Source organism: Mucilaginibacter sp. 3215 (assembly GCF_050433785.1).
GTDB lineage: Bacteria > Bacteroidota > Bacteroidia > Sphingobacteriales > Sphingobacteriaceae > Mucilaginibacter.
In genome coordinates this window covers 43,089-58,729 of the sequence record NZ_JBNPWO010000024.1, presented here as the reverse complement: position 1 = coordinate 58,729, position 15,641 = coordinate 43,089, and the positions used below count along the sequence as shown (strand labels likewise).

The 15,641-nt window shown below is 43.7% G+C and carries 10 protein-coding genes; 7 read left to right on the top strand and 3 right to left on the bottom strand.

Annotated features, from left to right (window positions below; all coding sequences use genetic code 11):
- Nucleotides 1-51 precede the first annotated feature (51 nt).
- Genes ABIC84_RS25105 through ABIC84_RS25090 form a run of 4 tightly spaced genes read left to right on the top strand, consistent with a single transcriptional unit; the run spans nt 52 to nt 5,838 of the window.
- A complete protein-coding gene (locus tag ABIC84_RS25105; RefSeq protein ID WP_429265358.1) occupies nt 52-2,184 on the top strand; it encodes an alpha-glucuronidase family glycosyl hydrolase in 2,133 nt (710 codons plus the stop codon).
- 23 nt (nt 2,185-2,207) lie between these two features.
- Nucleotides 2,208-3,320, top strand: a complete 1,113-nt coding sequence (locus tag ABIC84_RS25100) for a glycoside hydrolase family 43 protein (protein ID WP_429265357.1) — start codon at nt 2,208-2,210, stop codon at nt 3,318-3,320.
- A 10-nt stretch (nt 3,321-3,330) separates the two neighbouring features.
- Nucleotides 3,331-4,167, top strand: coding sequence for an alpha/beta hydrolase (locus ABIC84_RS25095; RefSeq protein WP_176625501.1), 837 nt, complete (start codon nt 3,331-3,333; stop codon nt 4,165-4,167).
- Between the two features lie 42 nt (nt 4,168-4,209).
- On the top strand, nt 4,210-5,838 hold the full coding sequence (locus ABIC84_RS25090; RefSeq protein WP_429265356.1) for a DUF5597 domain-containing protein: 1,629 nt from the start codon (nt 4,210-4,212) through the stop codon (nt 5,836-5,838).
- A 187-nt stretch (nt 5,839-6,025) separates the two neighbouring features.
- Here ABIC84_RS25090 and ABIC84_RS25085 read toward each other — a convergent pair whose 3' ends face one another.
- Together ABIC84_RS25085 and ABIC84_RS25080 are read right to left on the bottom strand one after the other, a co-directional pair.
- Nucleotides 6,026-7,210, bottom strand: a complete 1,185-nt coding sequence (locus tag ABIC84_RS25085) for an alginate lyase family protein (RefSeq protein WP_429265355.1) — start codon at nt 7,208-7,210, stop codon at nt 6,026-6,028.
- Between the two features lie 441 nt (nt 7,211-7,651).
- A complete protein-coding gene (locus tag ABIC84_RS25080; protein WP_429265354.1) occupies nt 7,652-9,001 on the bottom strand; it encodes an alpha-L-fucosidase in 1,350 nt (449 codons plus the stop codon).
- Nucleotides 9,002-9,117: 116 nt separating this feature from the next.
- Here ABIC84_RS25080 and ABIC84_RS25075 point away from each other — a divergent pair, with 116 nt between their 5' ends.
- From ABIC84_RS25075 to ABIC84_RS25065, 3 genes are read left to right on the top strand one after another with little or no spacing between them, the layout of a single operon-like run.
- Nucleotides 9,118-10,299 (top strand): ROK family protein, encoded by a 1,182-nt coding sequence (locus ABIC84_RS25075; protein ID WP_426582209.1) that lies wholly within the window; start codon nt 9,118-9,120, stop codon nt 10,297-10,299.
- A gap of 42 nt (nt 10,300-10,341) precedes the next feature.
- Nucleotides 10,342-13,653 (top strand): SusC/RagA family TonB-linked outer membrane protein, encoded by a 3,312-nt coding sequence (locus tag ABIC84_RS25070; RefSeq protein WP_426582207.1) that lies wholly within the window; start codon nt 10,342-10,344, stop codon nt 13,651-13,653.
- An 18-nt stretch (nt 13,654-13,671) separates the two neighbouring features.
- Nucleotides 13,672-15,294 carry a SusD/RagB family nutrient-binding outer membrane lipoprotein gene (locus ABIC84_RS25065; RefSeq protein ID WP_426582205.1) on the top strand — a complete coding sequence of 541 codons (1,623 nt, stop codon included), beginning with the start codon at nt 13,672-13,674 and terminating at the stop codon, nt 15,292-15,294.
- Nucleotides 15,295-15,457: 163 nt separating this feature from the next.
- Here ABIC84_RS25065 and ABIC84_RS25060 read toward each other — a convergent pair whose 3' ends face one another.
- The gene (locus ABIC84_RS25060; RefSeq protein ID WP_426582203.1) at nt 15,458-15,625 is read right to left on the bottom strand and encodes a hypothetical protein; all 168 of its coding nucleotides are present in this window, start codon (nt 15,623-15,625) and stop codon (nt 15,458-15,460) included.
- Nucleotides 15,626-15,641: the final 16 nt, after the last annotated feature.

The following is a 15,641-nucleotide window of genomic DNA, read 5'->3' as shown; positions in this document are numbered from 1 at the left end:
GCCATGGCCAAATATTCATTAACGAACAGGTGTTTACTGGTGCTGCTTTTCATGGCAACGATAAATAGAGTGTATGCAGACGATAGCTATAAATTATGGCTTGAATATAATAAGGTAACCAATCGGCAATTGGCCGTTACTTACAGGCAACAATTGCAATTCATGATCTTCCCGGCACAGTCTGATCAGCTTAAAGCTGCAAAGGCCGAGTTCTTAACTGGCCTTGATGGAATGCTGGCCCTAAAGCCACGAGATACTAAAAGCATAATCAATGGGCAAACTATTATAATAGGTACGCCGCGGTCACTAAAGGCTTTTTCGATAACTGCCCCCGATAGCATCGGCAGCGAAGGGTATCTTATCAAAACTGCCCTTGTCAATCAAAAGAAATGTATCATCATAACGGCCAACACCGATGCAGGGGTTATGTACGGTGTTTTTAATTTTTTAAAGCTGATCCAAACCAATCAATCTATTAATAAACTTGATCTTTCAGGTCACCCGAGGATGATGTACCGGGTACTGGATCACTGGGATAACCTGAACCGTACCGTGGAGCGGGGCTACGCGGGCTCATCCATTTGGAACTGGCACAAGCTGCCAGGTGTGGTTGACCAACGTTATATTGATTATGCGCGGGCCAATGCTTCGGTAGGGATCAATGGCTCGGTTGTCAATAATGTAAATGCCGATGCACTGATCCTTTCGCCCCAATATTTGTTAAAAGTGCAGGCGCTGGCCAAGGTATTCAGAATATACGGTATCAGGATTTACCTGTCGGTAAAATTCAGCAGCCCGGTTGAGCTGGGGGGCCTAAAAACTGCTGATCCGCTTGATCCCGCGGTAAAAAAATGGTGGGCCGATAAGGCTAGTGAAATTTATCGCTACATCCCTGATTTCGGCGGGTTTTTAGTGAAGGCTAATTCGGAGGGACAACCCGGTCCGCAAAGCTATGGCCGTACCCATGCCGATGGAGCAAATATGCTCGCCGATGCTTTAGCTCCTCATCATGGCATAGTGATGTGGCGTGCCTTTGTTTATGATAATAAGGTACCCGACGATCGCTTTAAGCAGGCCTATAATGAATTTAAACCTTTTGATGGAAAGTTTAGGGATAATGTGATTATCCAGGTAAAAAATGGTCCGATAGATTTTCAGCCAAGAGAACCATTTCACCCATTGTTTGGTGCTATGCCCAATACCCCGCTGATGATGGAGTTCCAGCTTACCCAGGAATATCTTGGCTTTTCAACCCATTTGGTTTATGAAGCGCCTTTGTTTGCCGAATGCCTGCAATCGGATACATATACGCCTGGAAAAGGTACAACCGTTGCGCGGGTGATCAAGGGTGATTTTAACAAAAAACTGATAACCGGCATGGCGGGCGTGGCTAATATTGGCACTGATTTAAACTGGTGCGGTCATCCCTTTGCTCAGGCTAACTGGTATGCCTTCGGCCGCATGGCCTGGAACCCTGACCAGTCTCCAGGTGTAATTGCCGCCGATTGGCTCAAAATGACTTTTACTAATGACGATAGGTTTGTGTCGCCGGTAAAAAACTTCATGCTGCAATCGAGGGAAAATACAGTTAATTACATGACCCCGCTTGGGCTGCACCATATTATGGGGGTGTCAACGCACTACGGCCCTGGTCCCTGGGTAGATAATGCCGGTCGCCCCGATTGGAATGCCACTTATTACCATAAAGCCGATTCGGCTGGGATAGGCTTTGACCGTACCGGAACAGGCAGTAATGCGCTATTACAATATGCACCCGAAGTTAAGGCACACTGGGGAAACTTGCAAACCTGCCCTGACGAATACCTGCTGTGGTTTCACCATTTAAGCTGGACCTATAAAATGCGTTCCGGAAGATCATTGTGGGATGAGCTCGTTCATCATTACTATATGGGGGCCGATTCTGTTAAACAAATGGGCCTTACCTGGGATAAAATGCAGGGCAGGATAGATGCCGAACGTTTTACGGAAGTAAAACAACTGATGCAGGTTCAGTTAAGCGAGGCAATAACCTGGCGCGATGCCTGTGTTTTATATTTCCAAACATTTTCAAAAATGCCTGTCCCGGTTATCTACCCCAAGCCGGAGCACCCGCTGGACTATTATAAAAAGATGAAGTTTTATTATGTGCCGGGCATAGGGGGCAATAACTACATGACCAATTAATCACCACCATAAACCAAACGCCAATGAACAAGCAATTTATCACCGCAAAATTAATCCCCGCACTTTTTGCATCCTTATGCATTTTGAGTGCATGTGACTCATCAACAAAAAAGACAGCTAATGCAGGCGATAGTACAAAAACAGATACCGGCAAAAAAGTAAAATATCTTTCCGAGCCGCTCATCAGTTCCATTTACACAGCGGACCCATCGGCCCATGTATTTAACGGCAAAATTTATATCTATCCATCGCATGATATCGATGCGGGCATCCCCGAAAATGATAACGGCGACCATTTTGCCATGAAAGATTATCACATCCTGTCGATGGATAGTATTGGCGGCAAGGTTACAGATAATGGTGTGGCACTTGATATCAAGGATATCCCCTGGGCTGGTCGGCAGCTGTGGGCGCCTGATGCAGCTTTTAAAAACGGTACTTATTACCTGTATTTTCCGGTAAAGGATAAAAAAGATGTATTCCATATTGGTGTTTCGACTGCTGCAAGCCCGGTTGGCCCGTTCAAAGCCGAACCTGAACCGATAGCAGGAAGTTACAGTATTGACCCTGCCGTTTTTACGGATACCGATGGTAAAACCTACATGTATTTCGGCGGCATTTGGGGTGGTCAGCTTCAGCGCTGGATCTCCGGTAAATACGAGGCAGATGGATCGAAAACAGATTCGAAACAGGAAGATGCCCCAGCCATAAGCTGTAAAGTAGCCCTGTTAAAACCCGACATGAAAACTTTTGATGGTGCAGTAAAAGACGCGGTTATTTTAGATAGCCTGGGCAAGCCGCTGTTGACCAAAGATCACGACCGTCGCTTTTTTGAAGGTTCATGGATGCATAAATACAATGGTAAATATTACTTCACTTATTCAACCGGCGATACGCATTTGCTTTGCTATGCAATAGGTGATAGTCCGCTTGGGCCATTTACTTATAAGGGCATATTTATGAAACCGGTGGAAGGCTGGACAACCCACCATTCCATTATCCAGATAAAAGGTAAATGGTATATATTTTATCATGATACCCAACTATCGGGCAAAACACACCTGCGCAACGTGAAGGTAACCGAACTGCAGCATAACGCTGATGGATCTATTAAACTGATCGATCCGTTTTTGTAATCTCATCGATATGAAAATCCTTAAAGCTTTAACCCTGTTACTGCTATTGCTTGATTTGTTGGGGACGCATGGTTTTGCGCAGCAGGTTAAGCCGGTTACTATCCCCAACTCCGAACACCGGCAAATGCACTCTGAACTGGCCGGTAATGATTATGATATTTATATTCATTACCCGGCAGGCTATGATACCGCCAAACAAAAATTTCCGGTATTGTATGTGGTTGATGGTGATAACGACTTTTCACCGTCGCTGGAGTATTTGGGACTATTGATGGCCGAATATCATATTCCTGAACCTATATTGGTGGCCATTGGCGATGGCGGCCTGATTGGTACGCCCGGCAACAAACGTAACCGTGATTTCACACCGGTTGCATTTCCCAATGTGGCCGAAAGCGGTGGTGCGCCGGCATTCCTTGCTTTTATTGAGAAGGAATTGATCCCAGCGATAGATGCCGGTTTAAAGGCCGATCCTACAAACCGTACGCTGTACGGATATTCGATGGGGGGCCTATTTGCAACTTATACCTTGTTTGAAAAGCCAACGCTGTTTAAAAATATCCTGATAGGCAGCCCTGCATTGGGTTATGGTAACGGAGCTGTATTTGAAACTGAAAAGCAATATGCAGCCAAACATAAAAGCCTGCCCGTAAATGTATTTATGGAAGTGGGCGGATTGGAAACTCCGGGACAGGTTGTGCCTAACAAACAATTGGTGGCGTTATTGGAAAGCCGTCATTATGAAAATCTTGTTTTTAAGCATATCATTATTGATGATGTTACTCATTTATCGGGTAAACCTGTTACCATGCTCAAGGCTTTGGCATGGGCGTATGCACGTAAGTAACAGATAAGATTGTTTTTTATATCCGCGTATTCAAAAAGAGTTATGAAGGCTCGCATATTGATATTTGTTTTGTGCTGTTTGGTAGCCTTTAAACCTAAGGCACAAAATACCGTAAAAGCAATACCACATTTACAATATTATGGCGATAATGCTGAATTATTGGTAGATGGAGCGCCGTACTTAATGACAGGCGGTGAACTTGGAAACTCGAGCGCCTCAAGCGCGGCCTACATGACCCCAATTTGGCCCAAACTGCAAAAAATGCACCTTAACACAGTGATAGCGCCGGTTTATTGGGAACTATTGGAGCCACAAGAGGGCAAGTTTAATTTTACACTGGTTGATGATTTGATTAAAAGTGCCCGGCAGTACCACATGAAACTGGTGCTGCTTTGGTTTGGCACCTGGAAAAACAGCATGAGCTGTTATGCGCCAGGTTGGGTTAAAACCGATCAAAAACGTTTCCCACGTGTGGCAAACAGTGCATGTGGGCCTGAAGAGATCATTACGCCGTTCTCCAAAGATGCTTTGCAGGCAGATATTAAAGCTTTTAGCGCGTTAATGCTGCATATTAAGGAGGTCGATAGTAAGCTCCACACAGTGCTAATGGTGCAGGTTGAAAATGAGATAGGTATGCTGCCGGATGCGCGCGATCATTCGAAACTGGCCGATGAAGCTTTTAACCGGCAAGTCCCGACAAAGCTAATTTCCTGGTTAAATTCGCACAACGACAAGCTTGTACCCGAAATGCAAAAAATATGGCAGGACGGAGGGAGTAAAACTTCTGGTAACTGGGAATCGGTTTTTGGCAAAAGCCCGGCTACCGACGAGCTGTTTATGGCCTGTTACTTTGCCGGATACGCTAACGCTGTAGCTAAAGCAGGCAAGGCCGTTTACCCGCTGCCAATGTATGTGAACGCAGCCCTTAACGCTCCGGGTAAAAAGCCGGGACAGTACCCTTCTGCAGGCCCCTTGCCGCATTTGATTGACGTATGGAAAGCAGCAGCACCGGATATTGACTTGCTGTCGCCCGATTTTTATAACCCTGACTTTAAGTACTGGAATGACCGTTATACCCGGCCTGATAATGCCCTGTTTATCCCCGAGCATCGTTTTGAGGATGGGGTGGATGCCAAAGCCTTTTATGCCATCGGCCATTACAAAGCGCTGGGCTTTTCTCCTTTTTCTATCGAAACTGATAACAAAACGGCAGGAGAGCCACTTTCCCAATCTTACAATATCATTCATCAGTTATCAGGTGAGATTAGCAAGGCCAAACGCAAGGGAACTATGGAAGGTGTATTGTTAAGTAAGGATGCGGATACTATACGGCTGCAAATGGGCGATTACATGCTCACGGTTTCGCATGATTTAACCCTGGGCTGGTCGCCCAAAGCAAAGGATGCAAACTGGCCGTTAACCGGAGGTATTATAACGGCTTTGGCTAATGATGAGTTTTATGTAGCCGGCACAGGTTTGGTCATCAGTTTTAAGCCGGTAAAAGATGGATTACGTGCAGGTATTTTACAGGTATACGAAGGCGTGTTTGTTAACGGAAAATGGCAGCCGGGACGCCGTTTAAATGGAGATGAAGATCACCAGGGAAGGCACTTGAGGATCCCGCTGGGCGAATATGGGATCCAGCGAATCAAGCTTTATAATTATAAGTGATCCATACAAAAACAGACCGGGTTAATTTCGGCATGTTGGGAATAATTTCAGTTATATATTTTGCGGATGTTGCTCACCGTTAATGCAGAAGTCAATCTGTATAAAGCAAAATAAAACCCGCTCCGTTAAATGAGGTCAGTCATAAACGGAGCAGCCGGGATAAAATTTTTATTAAGCGAATGCTTTATTAAAATGTGGTTGGCACATTGTTATGGGTGTAGTTTGTCCAGCATAGGAAACCGATATCACCATTAGGCAGGCCGTTACTGTCGCATACATAATTGCTGGCGATGTAGCTGGTTTCGGCAGTACCATAGTGACGGTTAGCCACCTCAATGCCCGGCCAGATGGGGTTGTTTACATTTCCGTTAGGAGAGCATGGCGGCGACACGGTGCCATGCATCAATTTGTATTGATAATTAAACCCGGTTAACAAACGGCTGCTGCTGGCTGAGTAAATAGACAGATCCCCCTGGATGCCTGCGATGTTTCCGGCATAGCTCAATCCGGTAAGTGAGTACTGGTAATGCACATAATCATTGTGCGAGCCGCAGATCTCGCCGTTCATCGAGCCATCTGAGGCAATTACATTGGGCAATACAGTTTTTACAGCGGTAATGCCGTTTTGGTATACAGTTTGGCTATCTTCAAACACACCGATAGCCATTTTTGCATATCCGGCAGATACATTCCAGTTGTTGTTAAAGTTGGGCACGTTATTGATGTAATTATCTTTCATGTTGTTCAGAAAGTTTACAAACTGGGTATTTTCGGCTGTAGTCCAGCCGCCGCCAACGCCACTGGCCGGGATATAATATTTGATGATTTCGGCTGCTGCTGCAAAGGTAGGCGCTGCCCACGAAGCCTCAAGCGAAGCCTGGTTAGGCTGTGAGCCGGTTACACTGAAGTTTTGAAAGCTATTGGCCCAGCCATCAAGTATTTGTTTTACGGTAGTTGCATATGAGGCGTTACCGGTTTTAGCCCAGCGTAGTGCCAGGGCATAGCTTAACAAGGCATCGCCTTTAAAAGCAATTTCATCGGGCGTGGTAACGCCGCCGGCAACCTGTACAGTGGCCTTGTAGGCGCCGCTGGGACTGTGGTTGTGGCAATAGTTGAGTACAAACTGGTAAGCCGCAAGCCGGTTGGCATCATTTGAATTGGCTTGCTGCCCCACATAATCAAGCGTTTGCTGCGTGTTGAGGATGCCGGGATGGATAAAGCCGGTAGCCTGGGTTTTTAATGCCGGTGAGGTAGCATCATTGCTCGCCCCCGCCGGCGAGATTTGTTTTTTAGCGCAATAAGTAAAAAATAACGCCACAAAAAGGGCCAGGCCCAATAGAGTTGCAAAGGTAGTTTTTGGTTTGCTGTTCATAAATTGGTTTTTTTGTTTACAATTGGTTTTACTGGCATAGCTTATAAAACAAACAACTTAAGGTTACGAGGCGCGTTATTGCCTGCATTAGGTTTTGCTGTTGTTTTAAGAAGGTGCCGGATAATTGGTTTGATGAAGCAAAATTATTGTAAAGTATTGATTAAAAGCAAGATGTAATCTTGTCGATACGCTTTGTCCACAATGGCACTTCGCGATTGGGGGAGCTGTTTTAATGGGAAAAAAAAATTAAATTTTTTTTCCCTGATACGGTTTATCCGCATAATGAATGGTGGGTTGGGGCCCGATTAAGAGTAGAGATCAATATAAAAACAAAAGCCTGCAATTGATTACAGGCTTTTGATAAAATGATATCAAGGAAAGCAGGAGTCGTGCAGACAATACAGGCTTTCGGCCCTCTGCTTTTAACTTTCGGTTTTCCTGCTACTCATTGGTAAGAAAACCTCCTTTACCATGATAAAGATCAAGCTTGCCGTTAAGCTCAATTTTTATTACAGACATATATTTATCCTGCTGGCTTTCGGGAATGGGGATGTACAACAAGCCCGGTACCGCACTCCATGAAATTTTACCTACAATTTTATACGTTAACGCTGTATCGCTGCCGAGAACGGTTATTTTTTTGATGCTGTTTTTTAAACCTTTCACCAATACCGGCGCGCTTGTTTTAGCCGGAACAAACAAGTATACAGTTGTTGAGTCTTTTGACAGGGTACTTGCACCATAATAATGCCCTTGTGGCATACCGGCTACCGTATTAAAAACACCCTCGCCGTTTTTTTTGTTCCATGCACCCAATTCTTTAAGCATATTAACTTCCTGCGGCGGAATGCTGCCATCGCCTTTGGGCCCGATATCCAGTAGTAAATTGCCACCATAGCTTACGGCATCAGTAAAAATGCTGATGATTTCATAAGGGGTTTTAAAATTTGTGTCCTGTGGCTGATAGCCCCAGTTATCGTTAATGGTCATACAAAGTTCCCACCAATTGTAATTAGGCCTTGATACCGGGAAGTTTTGCTCAGGGGTATCATAATCGCCAAAACCCTGCAGGCGTCCGTTTATGATAGTGTTGGGGTTGTAGCTTAATAGTTTTTGTCGCACTGCCGGTGCGTTCCATTCTTCGGCACTATGTTCCCAATCGCCATCAAACCACCAAAGGTCGGGGTTATATTGTTTGGCCAGTTCATCCAGCTGTCCGTTCATAAAGGTTAAATATTTTGCCCATCTCACCGGCTGTGCATTTACCTGGTACCTGCTGCTGTCTTTCAAAAAGCCCGGATAGTCTGCATGGCTCCAATCTATCAGCGAAAAGTAGGCGCCTGCTTTTACACCACGTGCGCGCAAGGCATCATACAATGGCTTTAACAGATCTTTTTTGGCAGGAGTTTTTTGTACTACATTCAGCGGGCCGTGTTTGCTGTTCCATAAAGCTACACCATCGTGGTGTTTGGTAGTCATTACCGCATAACGGGCGCCACTTTCTTTAATCAGCTCTGCCAGCTCATCTGGGTTATATTGATTTGCCGTAAAGCCTTTTAGCTGGCTCATATAATCAGGGTAGCTGATCTTTTTGTTATGAAAACTCCAGCTTTCATCTATCCCTTTTACAGAATAGATGCCGTAATGAATAAATATGCCCAGCTTACCATCGGCAAACCATTGCATTTTTTCTTTGATCTCATCAGGATTTACACGGTGTTGCGCCTGCGCGTAACCAGTGTATAACATGGTAAAAAATACCATAAAAAGGTGTGATAGATTTCTTCTCATTTTCAAAAGTAATTATTGGTTTTATAAATCTAAGCAATACTTTTTAAAAAAAATAAAAAGTTTTCTTTCTTTATTAAATTAATTTATTTAAATATGCAGATATAAACCCCTGCCGCATGTTTCTTAAGCATATTGACCTCATTAAAGGCCTGTATTACAGTAAAACAGCTTCCCTTAACGACCTGAGTATTTATACGGGCCGAAGCATTCCTTATGTGACCAAGGGGATAGCCGATTTGATGAAGTTAGATATTGTTAAGGAATTCGGTATAAGGGCCTCAAGCGGGGGCAGAAAGCCTGCAACTTATTCATTGATAGCTGATACCGGTTTTATCATTTCGGTAGCTATGAACCAGTTTTTGACAAGAATTGTAATTGTCAATATGAATAATGAGTTTGTGGGAGGGGTGCAGGAGTTTGAGTTAAAACTGGGCGATAACAAGGATGCAATCCATTCAGTAATAACCTTTATCAAAGCAGTAGTTGTTAATTCAGGATTACCACAAGATAAATTTTTAGCTATAGGCATTACCATGCCTGGGTTTATTGACGCGTTTTTGGGTAATAACCTGAGCTTTCTTAAAGCTCCGGAAGAAACATTGGTAAGCTACATTACGAAACAAGCCGGACTTCCTGTATTTATTGAAAACGACTCGACGGCCATAGCCCTGGCCGAGCAAAAATTTGGGCTCCCTATTGCCCGTAATAATTCCATGATCATCAACCTGGGCTGGGGCGTTGGTTTGGGGATGATCATCAATAAAGAGATCTTTAAAGGGCACAGCGGTTTTGCGGGAGAGTTTAGCCATTTGCCGCTTCATAAAAACGGAAAGCTATGCTCATGCGGTAAGCAGGGCTGCCTGGAAACAGAGGCTTCTTTGCTGGCTATTGAAGCTAAAGCTGCTGAGGGCCTGAAACAGGGGCAGGTTAGCAGCCTCCTAAAATACGATAATGTATCGGCAGATAATATCATTGACGAAGCACTTAAAGGTGACGCCTTTGCAATAAAAATCATTGCCGAGGCAGCTTATTTTATTGGCCAGGGCCTGGCCATATTGCTGCATTTAATGAATCCCGAAAGCATCATTTTAAGCGGAAAGGGGAGCGTTATCGGTAAATTATGGCTCAGCCCCATTCAGCAGGCCATGAACGAGCACTGCATTCCCCACTTAACCACCTACACCCAATTAGCGGTTTCAAACCTGGGTAATAACGCGCAACTGTTAGGAGGCGTAACCACAGTGATTGAAAATCTATATAAACTTAATCCGCAGGCCAATATTTCTGAGCCGACATAAACATATTCAAGGTCTTTTTTTTAACTCAATTAATCAATTTTCATGCAACAATTTTATCTAAACTTGAAAAGGTGGGTGGTACTGCTACTGCCCCTTTTTATCTCGGCAAATTTATTTGCCCAAACCAATGTTACGGGAGTGGTGCGCGATGACGCCGGGCCTTTACCGGGTGTTACCGTGTTAGTTGTAGGTACAACAACCGGTGTACAAACCAACATAAACGGTGCATACAGCATTAAAGTGGCTAAAGGCGCAGTGCTTAAATTTTCATCTGTAGGTTATACACCAAAAGAAGTTACCGTTGGTGACGATGCCGTGATCAACGTAACATTGGTTGCGGGCAAAGGCGAATTAAATGAAGTAGTAGTTACTTCATTTGGTATCAAACGGCAGGAAAAAGCATTGGGTTATGCCACTACTACCATTACCGCAAAGCAATTAACGGAGGCCGGTAATACTAACTTTGCTTCGGCATTGTACGGTAAGGCTCCTGGTGTTAAAATTACTACTGCTCCAGGTGGTTCAAGCAGTGCTGTAAACGTGCAGATCCGCGGTATCAACTCACTTAACTACAACACTCAACCCCTGTATGTTGTAGACGGTGTTATTATCCGTAATAACAGCGAGGCAGGTGCCGGTGGTTCAAATAATGACGGATACTGGTCTGATCAGCGGATCAGGGGTAACGGTATCCTGGATATCAACCCACAGGATATCGAAACGCTTACCGTGTTAAAGGGCGCAAGTGCTACTGCGCTTTACGGATCTGACGCTATGAGCGGTGCCATTGTTATCACAACCAAAAAAGGTTCAAAATCAAGAGGCCTTGGTGTTGATTTCAACTATGTAGGCACTGCAGAGCAGGTTGCTTTTACACCAAATTTTCAAAACGTTTATGGCCCGGGTTATGACCGTGCTACCAACCTTGCAGGTGGTTTTACCGAAGATGGCTGGTTAGCTGATCCTAATTCACCATCAGGATACAGGCCGCGTTTTAGCTCATACGCGCAATTTGGCCCTAAAATGGAAGGCCAGAAAATCAGGTGGTGGGATGGCGAGATCAGGGATTACACTCCGCAGCCAAATAACTACAAAGATCTGTTTCAAACAGGCTATAGCTCAAACGCCAACATCGCTATATCAAACCAAACAGATAATGTTAACTACCGTTTGTCGGCAACCCGTTTGGATTATACCGGTATCCAGCGCGGTCAAAAACAACAAAAAAACTCATTTAACTTAAATACCACTGTTAAGTTAAGTAATAAAATTAGCGCGGATATCGTTGCGAGCTATGTAAATACCTTAACCCATAACCGTCCGTACCAGTTGGGCCGTGTTTTAGCCAACTTTGGTGGCTTTTTAAACCGTTCGGAAAAAGCGGATGTATTGCTTGATAATTATCAAACATCAGCAGGTTATAAATACGTAACGCTTGCCAATGCAGTTAGGAACCCAGTTGAAGCTTTCAAATATAATATGAGCGGTGCGGATATTATGGACTTTTTTTGGACTCAGTTAAAGAACAGCGAAGATGAAAACGAAAACCGTTTGATCACCAGTGCTACGTTAAACTGGGATGTACTTAAAAATGTAAAGTTCCGCGGACGTATTGGCAGTGATTATACCGGCCGTAATACCGAGTCACAACAATACAATGAATATCCTATAGCTTTTAACTCCCCGTCAAGCACAGGTTATTATGGTGTTACAAAAGGACAGTATTCAGTTACTTACGGTGACTTATTGTTAACCTATTCGCCCAAATTAACCAAAGATCTAAGTATGTCTGTTAGCGGTGGTTATACTTCGCGCAGCGAAACATACCGCGATCAATCATCAGGTACTAATGGGGGCTTGGTTACCGAAAATTTCTTTTCTATATCTAACTCATACGGTGTGGCAAATACAAGCGCTACCCGTGGTTTCCTGAAAAGCCAGGCCGTTTTCGGAATCTTGAACTTTAACTACAAAAACTATTTATTTTTAGAAGGTACCGCACGTAATGAATCGGCTTCGACGCTTCCTACACAAAACAATACCTATTTTTATCCATCGGTAAACTCGGGTTTTGTATTTACAGACGCATTTCAAATGCCTGAATTTATCAGCTACGGAAAATTAAGGGCATCATATGGTGTGGTTGGTAATAAAGCACCAAGATATGTCCCTAACGTATTGTACAACCAATCATCATTACAAACACAAAATGGCTCAGTTACCCAACTTACTTTTGATGCTACCTATGGTAACCTGCAGTTAAAGCCCGAAATGAAATACGAGCAGGAATATGGCCTGGAGGCCCGTTTCCTGAAAGACCGCATAGGTTTTGATTTCACTTACTACAGCAATCAGGTTAAAAACGTAATTATGGCGTTGAACGTTGCTCCATCAACGGGTGGTGGCAGCTTACTGGCTAATGCCGCTACTTTACACAGCAATGGTTTGGAGGTTGGTTTCAACGGCAAGCCAATTGTTGGTAAATTTAACTGGGATGTGCGTTTAAACTTTGCTATCAATCATTCAAAAGTAAACAACCTGGCACCAGGTTTTGACAGGCTTACCTTCTACACAGGCGATCAATCTGCATTATTGGTGGTGGCCCAGCCAAATCAGCCTATAGGTAACATATTGGTTTACCCTATAGCCAAAGATGCTAATGGCAACAAGATTGTTAATAGCGATGGTTTATACACTATTGATAAATCAAAATATGTGAACGTAGGTAATATACAACCTAAAATTGTAGGCGGTATTGCCAACACTTTCAACTATAAAGGCTTCTCTCTTGATGTATTGGTTGATTATCGTTGGGGTGGCAAAATGGTATCAAATCCGTTAAAATATGGTACTGCTGCCGGCATGTACGAAAGTACTTTACAGTATCGTGATGCAGCCCATGGTGGTTTGGCCTATTACATTGATGGCAGCGGCGACAAGCATTTAGGAACTGCTCCAAACGGAGGAAAAACCTATAACGATGGTGTTGTGTTGCCTGGTGTAAACGAAAACGGGCAAAAAAACACCACTATTGTTGATGCAGCTTCATATTACCTGAATACCTATGACTGGGGCGAAAACTCTGTAAACGAAAACGCAGTATTTAAAAACAACTACGTGAAATTACGTGAAGTTGTGTTGGGATACAGGTTGCCTGCAAGCGTAAGCAAAGCACTGCACCTAAACAACTTAAGGTTCTCTTTAGTAGGCAGAAACTTATTGTATGTATACCGCACACTTAAAAACCTTGATCCGGAAGCGCCGATTGGCGACAAATGGTACAGGCAAGGTGTGGATGAAGGTTCCTCACCTGCAACCAGGAGTTTTGGATTTTCATTAAACGCGAATTTTTAATAGTAGAAGTCATTAATTATGAAAAAGAATTTTAAATATATAGGATACGCGTTTTTGCTTGCTTTATCATTAGGGAGCTGCAAAAAAAGCATCGACGAAAAATTTAATAACCCTGAAAAAACAGCAACGGTAACTATTCCGTACATGTTTACCGGTATGTTAAATAATACCAGGGTAAGGGCCGAGTACTGGCAATACAGAACGTTTGTATTAACCGCTACATCTTATTTTGGGCAAACCTCTTATTTACCAAACACCAACACTGTATATCAGCCGAATGACGGCTACATGGGTAACCGTTGGGAGGACTTTTACCACCCTAACGGCTCAGCCAATGGTGTAATGGCGTTGTATCGCACAATGGAAGTTACGTATAACCAAATGTCGGCTACAGATAAGGCAACTAATGATGTGATCATGAATGCTGCCCGGGTAACTTTATATGATCAGGCATCACAAATGGTTGATTGCTGGGGCGATATTCCGTTTAGCGAGGCTGGCAGCCTTGAAACAAGCGCAACGGTTAAAAACCCTAAGTTTGATGATCAGGTAGCGCTTTACAAAAGCTTCATCGCTGGTTTGGACGCTGCTTCAACCTATTTTAAAACAGCTACATTATCAGATCAGGCCACTAAGGCGTTTACAAAACAGGATATTTTGTTAGGTGGCAGCGTTGACAAATGGAGAAGATATACTAACTCTATCCGTTTGCGATTACTAATGCGTATGTCTTTTTATGACGAAGCCGGATCAAAAGCTGAAGTAGCTAAAATGCTGGCTGACCCAACTTCATATCCATTGATTGACGGCGGCAATGCTGCTAATTACAATCCTGCTTCTACAGATGTGTTACTTACTCCATTAACCAACTACACAGGATCATTACAAGACGCTCTTACTGAAGGAAATAGTAATGGTGCACCTGATTATATGTTAAACACTGTGATGTTGCCGGCTAATGACCCCAGGATACCTGTAATATTTGATAAGGGTGTTGATCTGACAGATCCGAATAACCCTAAACCGAACACAGAGTATAAGGCACAGGTAGTAACAATGCCAGGTGAGGAAGGTTCAAGAACTTTTACTCAGTATTCAGTTGTTAACCCAACCACTTTTTTAACCAATAATAAACTTCCAGGTATCGTGATGACCGCGCCTGAAGTTAACTTCCTGAAAGCTGAAGCTTTTGAGCGTTGGGGAGGCGGTGATGCTAAAAAGGCATACGAAACTGCGGTAAGCCAGTCTGTTTATTTCTATTTTTATCTGAATAGTTTAGGTACCGGTGTTAAGCCAACGTTGAACGCAGCAGATGTACAAGCATTTCTTCTGAATAACACCACGACGGTTGCGGGCGGACCAACTGTGCTGTATACGGGTTCACAAACAGAGAAGCTGGCAAAAATATGGATACAGAAATGGGTACATTTTGGCTTTATGCAAGGCACTCAAGCCTGGAGCGAATACAGACGTACAAAATACCCTAAACTGACGTTTCCAAGTACTGGTAAACTGGCCAATTACACTACGCCGCCAACCCGCTTGGTATATCCAAGTGTCGAAACTGGTTTCAACAGCCATTATAATGATGTAAAAGCAAAAGATACACGTACAACAAAGATCTTCTGGGATGTAAAGTGAGATACCAGATAATAGTTGATTGAGGAGCTGCCCACGTTTGTGGGCGGCTTTTTTATTTGCAGATCGCGGCATGATATGCGTTGAATCAGTTGAACTTTCAAGTGTGCTATATAATACTATTTATATGGCAGTTCCATATTTCTCTAAAAGATCACGTATGAATTTATTGCACTCTTCGCCCATGGGCAACGGCCGGTAAAAATAATTTTGGAAATACCAGCACCACAGCATCGGGATAAATATACAAATCGAAAAACTCGATAATGGCGGCGATCAGGCTTGTTGTGAGGAACCGCTTTAAAGGGTTCGCGGAGGTGGGTTGCTGGTTCATAGTACCAAACAAATAA